This window comes from Mycobacterium florentinum, from assembly GCF_010730355.1.
GTDB lineage: Bacteria > Actinomycetota > Actinomycetes > Mycobacteriales > Mycobacteriaceae > Mycobacterium > Mycobacterium florentinum.
Genome location: NZ_AP022576.1, coordinates 455676 through 470781, shown reverse-complemented (window position 1 = coordinate 470781; position 15106 = coordinate 455676). Strand labels below are relative to the sequence as shown.

The following is a 15106-nucleotide window of genomic DNA, read 5'->3' as shown; positions in this document are numbered from 1 at the left end:
CACCAAAGACCAAGCAGGAGAGCAACGATGCAGGAGAACCTGAAAGGCGTCGCAGTGCGCCTGGGCATCTTCTTGTCGGTGTGCCTGCTGACCGCGGCCTTGTTGGTTGCCGTGTTCGGCGAGATTCGTTTCGGTGACGGCAAGACGTACTACGCCGAGTTCAGCAATGTGTCCAACCTCAGGGAGGGCAAGCTGGTGCGCATCGCCGGCGTCGAGGTCGGCAAAGTCGAAAAGATCTCTATCAACCCCGACGCGACGGTGCGCGTCGAGTTCACCGCCGACAATTCGGTCACCCTCACCCAGGGAACCGAGGCGGTGATCCGGTACGACAACCTGTTCGGCGACCGTTATCTGGCGCTGGAAGAAGGGGCCGGCGGGCTGGCCATACTCAACCCGCACCAAACGATTCCGCTGGCCCGCACCAAACCCGCGCTGGATCTCGATGCCCTGATCGGCGGTTTCAAGCCGTTGTTTCGCGCGCTGAACCCCGAGCAGGTCAACGCGCTCAGCGAGCAGTTGCTGCAGATGTTTCAGGGCCAAGGCCCCACCATCACATCTTTTCTCGATCAGGCCGCGGCCGTAACGAATACCTTGGCGGACCGCGATCAGCTCATCGGGCAAGTGGTCAACAACCTCAATGTGGTGCTGGGTTCGCTTGGCGGCCAAAGTGATCGGCTGGACAAGGCGGTCACATCGCTGTCGCAGCTGGTGCACGGGCTTGCCGAACGCAAGACGGACATCTCCAACGCGGTGGCCTACACGAACGCAGCGGCCGCCTCGATCACCGACTTGCTGTCGCAGGCGCGCGCGCCGTTCTCGAAGGTGGTTCACGAGACCGATCGGGTGGCCGACGTCGCACTGGCCGATCACGACTACCTCGACAATCTGCTCAACACGCTGCCGGACAAATACCAGGCGCTGACCCGCCAGGGGATGTACGGCGACTTCTTCGCCTTCTACCTGTGCGACGTCGTGCTCAAGGTCAACGGCAAGGGCGGCCAGCCCGTCTACATCAAGGTCGCCGGTCAGGCCAGCGGGCGGTGTGCACCGAAATGACATCACTGCCGGAACGCAAGCGGCTGATCATCGGTGCGGTCGGCATCGTGGCCATCGCCGCAATTGTGCTGGGCGCATTGCAATACCAGAACCTGCCCTTTCTCGATCAGGGCAATAGAGTTTCCGCGTATTTCGCCGACGCCGGCGGGTTGCGAACCGACAACACCGTCGAAGTCTCGGGCTACCCAGTGGGCAAGGTGTCCAGCATCGAGCTCACCGGCCCCGGTGTGCTGGTCACGTTCAAGGTCGACGACGATGTTCGGCTCGGAAACCGCACCGAGGTGTCGATCAAAACCAAAGGCTTACTGGGCAGCAAGTTCCTCGACGTGATCCCGCGCGGCGAGGGTCGGCTCGACGGGCCCATCCCCATCGAGCGGACGACGTCGCCCTACCAATTACCGGACGCATTGGGTGATTTGGCCACCACGATCAGCGGGCTGAACACCAACCGGCTGTCCGAATCGCTGGACACCATGTCGCAGACCTTCGCCGATACGCCGGCGGATTTCCGCAGCGCGCTCAAAGGGGTTGCCCGACTGGCCCAAACGCTCGACGACCGCGACGCCCAACTGCGCAGCCTGCTGGACAACGCGGCCAAGGCAACCGGCGTGCTGGCCAAGCGCACCGACGAGATCGTCACCCTGGTGCGCGACACCAATGCGGTGCTGGCGCAGCTGCGGACCCAGAGTTCCGCCCTGGATCAGATCTGGACGAACATCTCGGCGGTCTCGCGGCAGCTGCAAGGGTTTATCGCCGAAAATCGACAGCAACTGCGACCGGCGCTGGACAAGCTCAACGGCGTGCTGGCGATCGTCGAGAACCGAAAAGAGCGCGTGCAGAAGGCTATTCCGCTGATCAACTCCTACGTCATGTCGCTGGGCGAGTCCCTGTCGTCAGGCCCCTTCTTCAAGGCGTATGTGGTGAATCTGTTACCGGGCCAGTTCGTTCAGCCCTTCATCAGTGCCGCGTTCTCCGACCTGGGGCTGGACCCGGCGACCCTGCTCCCGTCGCAGCTGACGGATCCCCCGACCGGCCAGCCCGCAACGCCGCCGTTGCCGGTCCCATATCCGCGGACCGGCCAGGGTGGCGAGCCGCGATTGAATCTGCCCGACGCCATCACCGGCAACCCCGGCGATCATCCGTGCGGTCCGCCCGGCGTGCCGTTGCCCGGTCCCGGCTGCTACCCCTATCGGGAGCCGCCGCCGGCCCCGCCGCCCGGTGGTCCACCGCCCGGGCCGCCCGCGCTGGCACCGGGAGGCCAACCGTGACAACGAAACTCCGACGGTCTCGGTCGGTGCTGGCGACCAGCCTCATTTTGGTGCTCGTCGCGGGCGTGATCGTCGCGATGCGCACCGCGGGCGAGGCCGCCCGCACCGTCGTGGTCGCGTACTTCGACAACAGCAATGGCGTGTTCGCCGGTGATGACGTCCGCATCCGGGGTGTGCCGGTGGGCACCATCCTCAAGATCGAGCCGGAACCCTTGCGATCCAAAATCACGTTCTCGTTCGACCGCAAGTACAAGGTTCCCGCCAACGCCAAGGCCGCGATCCTGTCGCCGCAATTGGTATCGGGCCGGGCCATTCAGTTGACGCCGCCCTATACCGGCGGTCCCATCATGGCCGACGGGGCGGTCATCGGCCAGGATCGCACCGTGGTACCGGTCGAGTGGGATGACCTCCGCACGCAAGTTCAGCGGTTGACCGAACTGCTCAAGCCCACCCAGCCGGGCGGGGTCAGCACACTCGGCGCCTTGATCAATACCGCCGCGAACAACCTGCGCGGACAGGGCCCCACCATCCGCGACACCATTATCAAGCTCTCACAGGCGATTTCGGCGCTCGGCGACCACAGCAGAGACATCTTCTCCACCTTGAAGAATCTGTCGACGCTGGTGACGGCGCTGCGTGACAGCGCCGATCTGCTCGAGCAGCTGAACCACAACCTGGCCGTGGTCTCCTCGCTGCTGGGCGACGATCCCAACAAGGTCGCCCACGCGGCCGAGGACCTCAACGCGGTGGTCGGCGACGTGCAGAGCTTCGCCGCCGAGAACCGCGAGGTGATCGGCACCGCATCGGACAAGCTCACGTCGATCAGCAAGGTGCTCGTCGACAGCCTCGACGACATCAAGCAGACACTGCACATCAGCCCGACGGTGTTGCAGAACTTCAACAACATCTTCGAGCCGGCCAACGGCGCGCTGACCGGTGCACTGGCCGGCAGCAACATGTCCAACCCAATCGCGTTCCTGTGCGGCGCAATTCAGGCCGCCTCCCGATTGGGGGGCGAGCAGGCGGCGAAACTCTGCGCGCAATACATGGCGCCGATCGTGAAGAACCGCCAGTACAACTACCCGCCGATCGGCGAGAACCTCTTCGTCGGCGCGCAGGCGCGGCCCAATGAGGTTACCTACAGCGAGGATTCGATGCGACCCGACTACGTTCCGCCCGCCGCGAACGCGCCACCACCGGCTCCCGGTGCGCCGGCGAGCGAGACGGTCGCGAGCGACCCGGCCGCGGGCCTGCGCGGCATGATGACGCCGCCGGGGGGTGGCTGATGAAACGCGTGGCGGTGAGCCTGCTTACGGTCCTGCTCGCGGCCGGGATATCCGGCTGCGGTTGGCATGGGCTGAATTCGCTGCCGCTGCCCGGAACCCAGGGCGAGGGGCCGGGGTCGTTTGTGGTCCAGGCGCAGATGCCGGATGTCAACAACATTCAACCGAACTCGCGGGTCCGGGTTTCCGACGTGACGATCGGCCATGTGACCAAGATCGAGCGTCAGGGCTGGCATGCGCTGGTGACCATGCAGCTCGACCGGGGCGTCACGTTACCCGCTAACGCAACGGCCAAGATCGGCACCACCAGCTTACTGGGCTCGTATCACATCGAACTCAGCTCTCCGAAAAATGAAGCGCCGCAGGGACAATTGCGCGGCGGCTCGGTCATTCCGCTGGCGCGCGGCGGCGCCTACCCCAGCACCGAGCAGACGTTGGCGGCGCTGTCGTTGGTGCTCAACGGCGGCGGACTGGGTCAGATACAGGACATCACCGAGGCATTGAGTACGGCCTTCCGCGGCCGCGAACAAGACGTGCGCAGCCTGATCTCACAGCTGGACAAGTTCTCCGGGTATCTCAACGACCAGTCCGGTGACATCATCGCGGCCACCGAAAGCCTGAACCGCGTGGTGGGGAAGTTCGCCGCCCAACAACCGGTCCTGGACCACGCTCTGGCAACCGTCCCCGACGCCCTCGCGGTCCTCAATGAGGAGCGCGGCAAGCTCGTCGAGGCGGCGGATCAGTTGAGCAAATTCAGTGCGCTGACCGTTGATTCGGTCAACAAGACCAAAGCCAACCTGGTCAAGGAGCTGCAGCAGGTCGGACCGGTGCTGGAGTCGCTCGCCAACGCGGGACCCGCCCTGACCCGATCACTGTCCCTGTTGGCGACCTTCCCGTTTCCGAACGAGACATTCCAGAATTTCCAGCGCGGCGATTACGCCAACCTGACCGCGATCGTCGATCTCACGCTCAGCCGAATCGACCAGGGCCTGTTGACCGGCACTCGATGGGAATGCCACCTGACCCAGCTCGAGCTGCAGTGGGGCCGCACCATCGGCCAATTCCCCAGCCCGTGCACGTCGGGCTATCGGGGCACCCCCGGCAATCCGCTGATCGCGCCCTACCACCTGGATCAGGGGCCCTAGATGCTGCATCTGCCGCGACGAATCATCGTGCAACTGGCCGTTTTCACCGTGATTGCGCTGGCCGTGCTGGCGATCACCTTCCTGCACTTCGTCAAACTGCCGGCCATGTTGTTCGGCGTCGGCCGCTACACGGTGAAGATGGAGCTGCCGGAATCCGGTGGTCTCTACGGCACCGGCAACGTCACCTATCGCGGTTTCGAAGTGGGCCGGGTGGAATCGGTCGGGCTGACCGACACCGGCGTGCAAGCCGTGCTCTCGCTGAAGTCCGGCATCGACATTCCGTCGGACCTCAAAGCCGAGGTGCACAGCCACACCGCGATCGGCGAATCGTATGTCGAGTTGTTGCCCCGCAACGCTACTTCGCGGCCGCTGAAGGACGGCGACGTGATTCCGCTGGCCGCTACCTCGGTGCCGCCCGACATCAATGCCCTTCTCAGCGCGGCGAATACCGCGTTGGGGGCGATCCCGCGCGACAACCTGAAAACCGTCGTCGACGAGTCCTATACCGCGGTAGGCGGGCTCGGGCCGGAGCTTTCCCGGCTGATCGTCGGAACGTCGGATCTGGCGGGCGACGCGCGCACGAATCTCGATCCGCTGGTGGCGCTGATCGATCAGGCGCGACCGGTGCTCGATTCGCAGAACCGCAGCTCGGACGCGATCGCCGGCTGGGCAGCCCACCTGGCGACGGTCACCACCGAATTGCAAACGCACGACCCAACTGTCGCGCATGTCATCGATGCGGGCGGCCCCGCCTTGGGGGAGGTGCGTCAACTGATCGAGCGCGTGCAGCCCACCTTGCCGATCCTGCTGGCCAACCTCGTCAGCGTCGGCCAGGTCGCACTCACCTACCAAAACGACCTCGAGCAGTTACTGGTCGTGTTCCCGATGGCCATCGGCGCCGAGCAGGCCGGCATCCTCGCCAACCTCAACACCAAGCAGGCATACCGGGGTCAGTATCTGAGCTTCAACCTCAACCTCAATCTGCCGCCACCGTGCGCCACCGGGTTCCTGCCGGCCCAGCAGCAGCGCATCCCCACGGCCGAGGACTATCCGGGCCGCCCGGCCGGAGACCTGTACTGCCGGGTGCCGCAGGACTCACAGCTCAATGTCCGTGGGGCGCGGAACATCCCGTGTGAAACCGTGCCCGGCAAGCGCGCACCGACCGTGAAGCTGTGCGAGAGCAACGAACAGTACGTGCCGCTCAACGACGGCTTCAACTGGAAGGGCGATCCCAACGCCACGCTGTCCGGTCAGGATGTCCCGCAGTTGCCGCCCGGATCGCCGCCGCGTGCGCCGAGTCCCGCCGCACCGCCACCGATCGCCGCCGCCCAATACGACCCGGCCACCGGTACCTACACCGGGCCCGGCGGCCGTCAGTACACGCGATCCGACCTGGCGCAAACCGCGCCGAAAGACAAGACCTGGCAAGCGATGTTGCTTCCGCCGGGGAGCTGACGATCGAAAGGAACAATGACATGCGGTATCGATCACTGGCGCTGGGCGCATTGTTCTGCACGGCTACCGGTGCCGTATGTCCTGCGCCCGCCGCACAGGCCGACAACAAGCGGCTCAACGACGGCGTGGTTGCCAACGTGTTCACCGTGCAGCACCAAGCCGGCTGCACCAACGACGTCAAGATCAACCCGCAGCTGCAACTGGCCGCCCAACGGCACACCCTCGACGTGCTGAACAATCGAAACCTCAACGACGACATCGGCTCTGACGGGTCCACCCCGCAAGACCGCGCGAACGCCGCCGGCTTCCACGGGCGGGTGGCAGAGACCGTCGCGATCAATCCCGCCGTCGCGATCAGCGGCGTCGAGGTGATGAATCAGTGGTATTACAACCCCGGATATTTCGCGATCATGTCCGACTGCACCAACAGCCAGATCGGGGTGTGGTCGGAGAATGCCCGGGATCGCACCGTGGTGGTCGCCGTATACGGCCAATCCGATCGGCCTGCCGCCGCACCGGCAAGGGCGGTGCCGCCGCCGGCGGTGGCTCTGCAGGAGAACGTCCCCCTCGATCCCAGCCCCGACTACGACGCGAGCGACGAGGTCGAGTACGGCATCAACTGGCTCCCGTGGATCCTGCGCGGCGTCTATCCACCGCCCGGGATTCCGCCTCAGTAGGGCAATCAGCCGGGCGTCAGCGTAAACGGCAGCCAGTAGACGCCGGGGCCGTCGCCGGGGCATCCGGGTGCGCCGACGGTAAAAGTTCGCTCCCCACGGAAACTTCCGTCACCGTTGGGCATCAGGAAATCGGACCGCCTGGCGTCGACCAAGCTGGCGTCGTCGCAATGGAACGGATAGTCCGCGCTCGATACCCACCTGTCGTCGGACCACTGGTAGTCGTACGCCGTGGGCGCGGTGGGGTTGTCGGCCAGCCCGTTCACCAGCAGCCAGTGCGCAACGCAACCGGATGCGTCGCACGTGGTGGTGAAGCTGGCCGGCTGTATCGACGGCTCCGAGGGCCGCGGTTGGCCGTTGAACATCTGCTTCGAATGGTCGAGGAAGGTGTCGTACGCGCCGTTGAGCGGGACGGGCTGCGACGCAGCGGCGACCGGCGCCGCGAGGACAGCGGCGGCGGTCATGGCGGGCCACGCGGCTCGCAAGAGACATCTGAGAGCCATTGGCGGTCACTGTATCCGGCTCCGACACCGGGTTTCCGGAGAATGCGAACATTGGTTTGCAGTGCCGGTCGTCCGCACCTTCTGAGCTGTGGGGTCACCGCGGACCCGTGTTAGCCTGTCGATTCCCGTCGCGTTCGCCTCGGGCTCGGCAGACAAAGGAGTAGCGCGATGATGCGTATCGCCCAGGTTGCCGCGGCGGCCGCAGCCGTCAGCCTGATGAGTGGGGTGGGCGCCGGTTGCAGCAGCAAGTCGACCGTCAAGCCCGACGGTGCGGCGCAATCGGTGGTCGACGTCGTCGCCAAGCAGACCGGTTTTCATCCCAACGATGTGCATTGCCCCGACGGCGTCGAGGCCAAGGTCGGTGTGCAGTTCGACTGTCACTTCACCGGCCCGGAGGGCAAGGAGTACACCGCGAACATGAAGATCACCAAGGTCAACGGCGAACAAGTCGACTTCGCCGTCAACACCCACCCGAGCTAGGCTGGCCGGGCCGGAGCCGATCCGCGGTGGCGGCCAGCACCTCGCGGCAGCCGGTCCACATTTGCTTGATGATCTCGGCGGCCGGCGGGAGGTCGTCGATCCGGCCGGCGACCTGACCGGTGTTGGCGACGCTGGCGTCCATGTCGCCCTCGAAATAGAGTCGCTGCACCCGCTGCAGCGCCGCGCCGCCCTCCTCGAAAGACGCTGACTCATCCAGCTTTTCGGCGGCCGCCGTGCGGATGACGCGCATCATCCGCTTGCCGTCCAGTGGCAGCAGCACCGTTGCGGTCTCGTCGGCGGCGACGACGGCTTGTTTGAGGTTGCCGTGCACCGGCGAATCCGCCGAGGCCAGCAACCGCGTACCCATCTGGACCGCCTCGGCGCCGAGCACCAGCGCGGCGGCCATCGATCGGGCGTCGCAGATTCCGCCGGCCGCCACGATCGGGACGTCCACGTGGGCGGCCACCAGTGGCAGCAGCACCATGGTCGACGCTCCGAATCGGTTCTTGAACCCGCCGCCTTCGACTCCCTCGACGACCAGCCCGTCGACGCCGGCGTCGACGGCCTTCTTGGCCGCGGCCAGGGTGCCCACCACGTGGAACACGGTGATGCCCGCATCGTGGAGCCGATCGGTGAACAGCGAGGGGCTCCCGGCCGAGGTGGTCACGAACCGAATACCGTTGGCGACCAACAGGTCTATCACCGTCAGATCGCGGTTGAACAGCAGCGCGATGTTCGCGCCCACCGATCCACCGGTGAGGCTGCGCACCCGCTGGATGTCGGCCCGCCCCTGATCGGAGGTGGTCTCGATGATTCCCAACCCGCCGGCGTTGGACACCGCGGCGGCGAGCTGGGCGCCGGCGATGTAGGTCATCGGCGCCTGGATGATCGGGATGTCGATCTGCGCGAGTTCACACACCCGATTGGTTGCGGGCTCGGCCCCGGCGGTCATCGGTGGTCCCGCGGATCGACGAGGTCGCGGAATCGCTCCGACGCGAAAACGGATGCGCCCAGACCGCGCAGCCGGTGAGTCAGCGCCCGGTCGGATGTCACCACCCGGATTTCGTTGGGACGGGCGTCGGCTCGAACCAGGCGGACGATCTCGTCGTCACCCGAGTTTGCGGCGGGTTTGGGCGCATGCGCGATCTCGATCACCGTCGATGTGATCGCGGTCTTGGGCGGCCGTTCGAACACCACTGTCACCGTCTCTCCTTGCGCGCAGGCCCATTCATCTAACTTGTCTACCAAAGCGACCATGGCGCGCTCGCGGTCGCGCCACCAACCGTCCGGGCGACTGCCGATCACATTCATCCCGTCGACGATCCACCGCACCAGCCCACAGTAGGGCCGACGCTCGGTAACACGCGATTTCGATGGCTGGACACTTTGAGTAATTGGTACGGTCACCCCTATCAACGTCCCGGGTTCGACAAGGAGAGCGCCAATGACGTCGTTAGCCGATACGAGCGACCGTGTGGTCTCGCTGGCACGCGGCATGCGCGACCTCGTGGCCGAGCAGGCCGCGGAGTCCGAGCGGATCCGCACGCTTTCCGCGCCGATCGTGGACGAGATGTGGGCCAGCGGGCTGATGCCGTCGTTCAACCCCGCAGCGGCCGGCGGTCTCGAACCGTCGTTCACCGAGATGATCGAGACCTGGATCGAAATGGCTTGGCAGGACGGATCATTCGGGTGGGTCGGCATCGCGAACCTGCCGTCGTCGTTCGCCGCGGCGGCCTATCTGCCCGACGAGGGTTTCGCCGAGGTGTTCACCGCTCACGACAACCGCGTGACGATGGGCGGCCAGTTCTTTCCCAACGGCCAGGGCACCGTCGTCGACGGCGGCTATCTGCTGAACGGAGCGTGGAGTTTCGGTTCCGGCATCGGCCACTCCGAATACGTCGCGGCCGGATTTCTGCCGGTGGACAACGGCGAGATGCGCTGGATCAGCGAAGGCCTGCCCGAGATGCACGTGGCCGTATTGCCGCGAGAGCAGATCAGCTTCAACGACGGCTGGCATGTCCAGGGACTCAAGGGAACCGGCTCCTACGACTACAGCGTCACCGACGTGTTCGTCCCACAGAGCCGCACCTTCGAACTGTTCGCCCGCGCGCCACATCGCGGGACGTCGCCGGCCACCCGGATGGGCCTGATGCCGGTCACCGCCGCCGGGCACGCGTCGTGGGCGTTGGGCGTGGCCAAGAGCATGCTCGACGACGTGCAGGAGCTTGCCGCCACGAAATTCCGGATGAGCGACATGGCCGCACTGGCCAGCCGCCCCACGTTCCAGAAGGGTCTGGCGCACCATCGCGCGGCCTGGCGCGCCGCGCGTCTTCTGGTGCTGGACGCCTTCACCACCGCCGAGGCCGCGGTCGCCGCGGGCGAAGATCTGACGCCTGGCCTGCGCGCGGATATGCGGGTGGCCGCCGTCTACGCCACCGATACGGCCCGAAGCTGTGCCGAATGGGCGCACCTGGTCGCCGGGACCAGCTCGATCCGTGAGGGCACCCGCCTCGAGCGCGCGTTCCGCGACATCTACACCGGAACCCAGCACGCCTTCATCAGCGAGAAAGTGGCCATCGACGCCGCGCAGATCTGGCTGGGCATCATCGACGACCAACCCGGGTTGTAAACCGCTTAGACCAGCTCCCCGCCCGTTTGCTTGCCGTCGGCGTCCTTGGTGTCGGGGCTGCCGTCGTCGTCGGTCAGCGAGGACGCCAGCGCCGGGCCGGCCCCGCCCGCGGCGGCTCCGCTCGCGCCCGCCGCACTGGCGGCCGCCCCGCCTGCCGATGCGCCGCCCGCGGTCGCGCCGCCCAGGCCGCCCTGGCCGACGGATCCCAGCGACGAGCCCAGCGAACTCAGCGTGCTCAGCGGCGCGCTGCCGGCGCTGAGCAGGGTCGACGCCGCGTTCATGGCCGCGGGCATCGAGGCCGTCCCGGCCGCGGCTGCGGGGGTCGGCGCGACGGCCGCCGTTTCCAGCAGATTGGCCAGCGCCGGGGTACGGGCCGGCGTCCCGGCCGCGCCGGGCACCGCTTCGGCGCGCAGCAGCCGGGTGGCCGGCGCCGGACTGGCCAGCGACCTCGACATGGGCGCACCGGCGCTTTCGAATCCGACGGCGGTGCTGCGCGCCGCGTTGGTTTGCAAGGCGCCCGCCGCCGTCGCGTCGGTCTGGGCATACATCCGGGTGATGTTCACCAGCGCCGCGCCCGTGCGCGAAATCTCTTGGTGGGCCGCGGCGTGTGCGGCCAGTGCCTTGCCGGCCTCGGCGGCGAATGCCATTGCCGCCTGCATCGAGACCTCCTCGGCGCCCGCGGGCATCAGCGCGGTCACCGCCGGCGCCGCCGCGGCACCGGATGCGACGGCGGCGGCTCCCATTGCCGTCAGCTGCCCGCCGATGAGCGCAACGGCCGGGTCGTGCGACATGGATGTCATGGGCATTGATTCTACCGAGGCCCCCGGCTGCCGGAAGCAGAAATTGGGCCGCCCCAGCGCGCGGCGACCCGCTTACAAGTGGGTCAACAACCGATCGGTGAATTCCTCGGGATGTTCTCGGTGCATGAAGTGTCCGCCGCGAACCTCTTCGACGACGTAGTCGTTCTCGAACATCCGCGCGGCACCCCGGTAGTCCGAGGGCTCGGCGACCGGATCATCGAGTCCGGCAAAGACAACCGTGGGCACCGTGATCCGCGCCTTCAGCGACGGACTCGGAATCGGGGAGAGCTTGCGGTAATAGCCGAACGCGGCGTTGCGACTCGCCGGATTCGCGAAGGTCGCGCGCACGGCGTCGAACTCGCTCGGATCGGGGTTCCACGTCGGGGACCAGCGCCGGTAAATGGCGGGCAGCGCCGCGAAGTCATTGCGCGCGAAGCGGTTCGGCGCGCCCGGCAGCTTGTAGGCCGCGAAATGCCGGACGCCCCAGACCTTGCGCAGCGTCGGTTTGAGCGCCGCCGGGTGCGGAATGCCGATGACGAAAAGCTTTTTGACGCGATCGGGGCCGAGTGCGGCCGCGCCATAGGCGGCCGACGCGCCCCAGTCGTGGCCGATCACGATGGCGTCGGGCGCCCCGAGCGCCTCGATCAACGCCAGCGGGTCGCGGGCCAGCGTCTCCTGATCCGGGTCGCGCTCCGGGATTCCGCTGGGGTCATAGCCGCGCATGAACGGGCTGACCGCGCGGTAGCCCTTGGCGGCGATTCGCGGGCGCAGATAGTCCCAGGAATACGCGGTGTCGGGGAACCCGTGCAGCATCAGCACGAGGGGCCCCGAGCCCTCCTCGAGGTAGGCGAATCTGAGCCCATTCGCGTCGACGAACCGCACCGAATCTGCCATGACGAGCGCGACGTTACGCCGATCGTCGGGGCACGGCGAGCCCCCGCTACCATCAGCGCATGCGCGGCTCAAAGATCCTGATCACCGGTCCGACCGGACAAGTTGCCACCCCCGTCGCCAAGGCGCTGGCAACCGACAACGAAGTGTGGGGCATCGCCCGATTCACCAATCCCGCGGTCCGCGACGACCTGGAGAAGGCGGGCGTGCGGTGCCAGACGGTCAACCTGGCCGCCGGCGACTTCGCCGGTCTGCCAAACGACTTCGACTACGTCCTCAATCTCGCGGTGGCCAAGAGCGGGCACTGGGACAAGGATCTGGCGGCCAACGCCGAATCCGTCGGACTCCTGATGGCCCATTGCCGTAGCGCAAAAGCGTTCGTGCACTGCTCATCTGGGGCCGTCTACGACCCGCCGGACGACGAAATCCGGACCGAGGACGCCGCGTTGGGCGATAACCACAAGCCGTTGTTCCCCACCTATTCCATCTCGAAAATCGCCGGCGAGGTGGTCGCCCGGACGATGGCGCGTGCCCTGGATATACCGACGACCATCGCCCGCCTCAACGTTCCGTACGGCGACAACGGCGGCTGGCCGTTCTACCACATGGAGATGGTGCTGGGCAGTATCCCGATTCCGGTGCCGCCCGGCGGCCCGGCCCGCTACAACCCGATCCACGAGGACGACATCATCGCCACCATCCCGAAGCTGTTCGAGGTGGCGTCGGTCCCGGCGACCACCCTGAACTGGTGCGGGGAGCAGACCGTCAGCCTGCAGGAGTGGTGCACCTTCCTGGGATCACTGGTCGGCAAGGAGCCGGTGTTCGAGGAGAGCGAGCAGGCGCTGCGCGGCAACCCCACCGACGCAAGCCGGATGCGCGAGCTCGTCGGCGCCGCGACGGTCGACTGGCACGACGGCATGCGCCGGATGGCGTCCAAGTTCCACCCCGAGCTGGTCGGCGCCTAACGCGCCTACCAATAGCGCATCGCGGAGCCGAACAAATCGGCCAGCACCCGCTTGCTCATCTCGCGCGGCGCGTTCTGCAGCAGGCGCTGCTGGGGGAAGGCGCCCTCGGTGAGGGCGGCGATGTCGTCGTCGGTGTAGCCCACCCCGCCAAGCCCATTGGGCATGCCCACCGCGCGCATGATCCGGATGAGCTCGGTCGCGAGCACCTCACCCGCATCGTCGGGACCGGCGTCTCGGGTGTCGGCGCCCAGCAGCCGGGCCGCCTCGGTGTGCCGCCGCGGGCTGGCCGGCGCGGTGAACCGAAATACCGCGGGCGCGTTGACGATCACGGACATGCCGTGCGGGACCAGTGGCTCGTCGGGCGGGTAGCCCGCGGGGTGGAAGTCGCGCACCAGCCCGGCAACCGCGTAGGCCATGCCGTGCGGCGCGTGCACGCCCGCGTTGCCAAAGGCGATCCCCGCCAGCGTCGCGGCCCACATCATCTGTTCACGCGCTTCACTGTCGCAGGCATCTCGAACAGCCGACTCCAGATTGCGGCCCAGCACTCGCAACGCCTCGGTGCAGCCCAGGTCGCTCCACGGATTGGCGCCCTGACTCATCGGCCGCAGGCTGGGCCGTGGGGGAGCGGGCCGGCGCACGTAGGGGCGCGCGGTGTAGGACTCCAACGCGTGCGACAGCACGTCCAGGCCCGCCGCTGCGACGACTCCGGCGGGCAGGCTGGCGGTGCAGTCGGGGTCGACGAGCGCCTCGGTGGGCCGCAACGCGGGCGATGCGATTCCGGTCTTCACCGTCAGTGAGAGCAGGTCGAAAATCGCGATTCCGGTGACCTCACTGCCGGTGCCGGCGGTGGTGGGGCAGGCGATGTGCGGCTTGAGCGGTCCGGGAACCGGTTTGCCTGCGCCGATCGGCGCGTTGACATAAGCTAGGAAGTCCGCGGGATAGGTGGCGTACAGATTGGCGGCCTTGCACGTGTCGATGACCGAACCGCCACCCAGTGAGACGTAACCGTCGGGCCGCACCTCTTGGGCGAAGCGGGTCGCCTCGGCGAACGACGCGTCCGTCGGTTCGACGTGCACGTCCGCGTAGGTGACGACGTCCACCCCGGCCGCGGCCAGCGACTCGCGGGCCGTCGCAAATATGGGCAGGGCCGCGACACTGGCATCGGTGAACAAGGCCACCCGCCGCATACCCAGCGCGCCGGCCCGCTCGCCCAACTCCGCGAGACAGCCGCGCCCGAACGTGATTCGGGAAGAGTCGACGGTGAAGGCTCCGTCGCAGCCCTGCATCACAGCCGGGAATTCGCAACACGCCATGCTGCTATCCAACGCCTCGACGCCCGGCCGCGCGAATGGCGGTCGGGTTCGCCCGCGGGCATGATGCACCCATGCCGCTGTATGTGCGTCACACCCGACCGGCGCGAATCGTCGAACTGCCGCGCCCGATCTGCGGCAAGTTGGCCGAGCACGCCGCGGCCCACCAGATCGACCTCAACGACGTGCGGGTGTGGCTCACGCATAGCGAAAACCCGCCGGCCAGTTCGGCATTCGGCAAGCTACTGCGCCGGCGCGCCAATCCGGTCGATCCCGACGAAGAGCATTGGACCGCGGTGGTGCTGCATCCCACCCAACTGCTGGTGGCCACCGAAGGCGCCAAGCGCGGGACCGCGGTCCTCTCCCTGCCATTGGCGCAGGCGTCGATGACCACGCACACCATCGACGGCGATCCGGCCGGATTCACGATCACCGGCTTCCCAGGCGAGCAAACCGGCAGTTATTACGTCGGGCTGGGGCCCGAACCCGATGCGGCGGGCTGCGTTTCGGCGGTGCACGAGGCGATCGGCGCGGCCAAGCGCTAGACGCGCCGACGCGGCCGGCACGACGCAATCTTGACCGCGCCACACCCGCAATGCTAAGCAGGTGCTCAGCATATACGGGCACGGGAGCGCCGGGCTCGATCA

The 15106-nt window shown here is 67.0% G+C and carries 16 protein-coding genes; 10 read left to right on the top strand and 6 right to left on the bottom strand.

Annotated elements, in window-relative coordinates:
• The first annotated feature begins 27 nt into the window (after positions 1-27).
• Genes G6N55_RS02310 through G6N55_RS02285 form a run of 6 tightly spaced genes read left to right on the top strand, consistent with a single transcriptional unit; the run spans position 28 to position 6884 of the window.
• Entirely contained in the window at positions 28-1056 is a 1029-nt protein-coding gene (locus tag G6N55_RS02310; protein WP_085220208.1) for a virulence factor Mce family protein, read from the top strand.
• Positions 1053-2324, top strand: coding sequence for a virulence factor Mce family protein (locus G6N55_RS02305; protein WP_085220209.1), 1272 nt, complete (start codon positions 1053-1055; stop codon positions 2322-2324). Before G6N55_RS02310 ends, G6N55_RS02305 begins: the two co-directional genes overlap by 4 nt.
• A complete protein-coding gene (locus G6N55_RS02300; RefSeq protein WP_085220210.1) occupies positions 2321-3610 on the top strand; it encodes a virulence factor Mce family protein in 1290 nt (429 codons plus the stop codon). Before G6N55_RS02305 ends, G6N55_RS02300 begins: the two co-directional genes overlap by 4 nt.
• 8 nt (positions 3611-3618) lie before the next feature.
• Positions 3619-4752 (top strand): virulence factor Mce family protein, encoded by a 1134-nt coding sequence (locus G6N55_RS02295; RefSeq protein WP_372517626.1) that lies wholly within the window; start codon positions 3619-3621, stop codon positions 4750-4752.
• Complete coding sequence (locus G6N55_RS02290; protein ID WP_085220212.1) at positions 4753-6207, top strand: MCE family protein; 1455 nt, start codon at positions 4753-4755, stop codon at positions 6205-6207. It begins immediately after the preceding gene.
• Positions 6208-6227: 20 nt separating this feature from the next.
• Entirely contained in the window at positions 6228-6884 is a 657-nt protein-coding gene (locus tag G6N55_RS02285) for a CAP domain-containing protein (protein WP_085220213.1), read from the top strand.
• Positions 6885-6889: 5 nt separating this feature from the next.
• On the opposite strand, the gene G6N55_RS02280 is transcribed toward G6N55_RS02285, so the two are convergent.
• Positions 6890-7345, bottom strand: coding sequence for an MBOE_33420 family protein (locus G6N55_RS02280; protein ID WP_085220214.1), 456 nt, complete (start codon positions 7343-7345; stop codon positions 6890-6892).
• A gap of 207 nt (positions 7346-7552) precedes the next feature.
• Here G6N55_RS02280 and G6N55_RS02275 point away from each other — a divergent pair, with 207 nt between their 5' ends.
• A complete protein-coding gene (locus tag G6N55_RS02275; RefSeq protein WP_232078905.1) occupies positions 7553-7864 on the top strand; it encodes a DUF4333 domain-containing protein in 312 nt (103 codons plus the stop codon).
• On the opposite strand, the gene G6N55_RS02270 is transcribed toward G6N55_RS02275, so the two are convergent.
• Positions 7845-8816, bottom strand: a complete 972-nt coding sequence (locus G6N55_RS02270) for an NAD(P)H-dependent flavin oxidoreductase (RefSeq protein WP_085220215.1) — start codon at positions 8814-8816, stop codon at positions 7845-7847. The two genes, G6N55_RS02275 and G6N55_RS02270, sit on opposite strands and share 20 nt — an antisense overlap.
• A complete protein-coding gene (locus G6N55_RS02265; RefSeq protein ID WP_085220216.1) occupies positions 8813-9196 on the bottom strand; it encodes an NYN domain-containing protein in 384 nt (127 codons plus the stop codon). Before G6N55_RS02265 ends, G6N55_RS02270 begins: the two co-directional genes overlap by 4 nt.
• A gap of 112 nt (positions 9197-9308) precedes the next feature.
• Here G6N55_RS02265 and G6N55_RS02260 point away from each other — a divergent pair, with 112 nt between their 5' ends.
• On the top strand, positions 9309-10493 hold the full coding sequence (locus tag G6N55_RS02260; protein ID WP_085220217.1) for an acyl-CoA dehydrogenase family protein: 1185 nt from the start codon (positions 9309-9311) through the stop codon (positions 10491-10493).
• 5 nt (positions 10494-10498) lie between these two features.
• Here G6N55_RS02260 and G6N55_RS29445 read toward each other — a convergent pair whose 3' ends face one another.
• Positions 10499-11293: a PE domain-containing protein gene (locus G6N55_RS29445; RefSeq protein ID WP_085220218.1), complete on the bottom strand. Its 795-nt coding sequence runs from the start codon at positions 11291-11293 to the stop codon at positions 10499-10501.
• A gap of 72 nt (positions 11294-11365) precedes the next feature.
• Positions 11366-12187, bottom strand: coding sequence for an alpha/beta fold hydrolase (locus tag G6N55_RS02250; RefSeq protein ID WP_085220219.1), 822 nt, complete (start codon positions 12185-12187; stop codon positions 11366-11368).
• Between the two features lie 59 nt (positions 12188-12246).
• Here G6N55_RS02250 and G6N55_RS02245 point away from each other — a divergent pair, with 59 nt between their 5' ends.
• On the top strand, positions 12247-13149 hold the full coding sequence (locus tag G6N55_RS02245) for an NAD-dependent epimerase/dehydratase family protein (protein WP_085220220.1): 903 nt from the start codon (positions 12247-12249) through the stop codon (positions 13147-13149).
• Between the two features lie 5 nt (positions 13150-13154).
• On the opposite strand, the gene G6N55_RS02240 is transcribed toward G6N55_RS02245, so the two are convergent.
• On the bottom strand, positions 13155-14462 hold the full coding sequence (locus G6N55_RS02240) for a hydroxyacid-oxoacid transhydrogenase (RefSeq protein WP_085220221.1): 1308 nt from the start codon (positions 14460-14462) through the stop codon (positions 13155-13157).
• A 71-nt stretch (positions 14463-14533) separates the two neighbouring features.
• Between G6N55_RS02240 and G6N55_RS02235 the strand changes: the two genes are divergently transcribed.
• The gene (locus G6N55_RS02235) at positions 14534-15004 is read left to right on the top strand and encodes a hypothetical protein (RefSeq protein ID WP_085220222.1); all 471 of its coding nucleotides are present in this window, start codon (positions 14534-14536) and stop codon (positions 15002-15004) included.
• Positions 15005-15106: the final 102 nt, after the last annotated feature.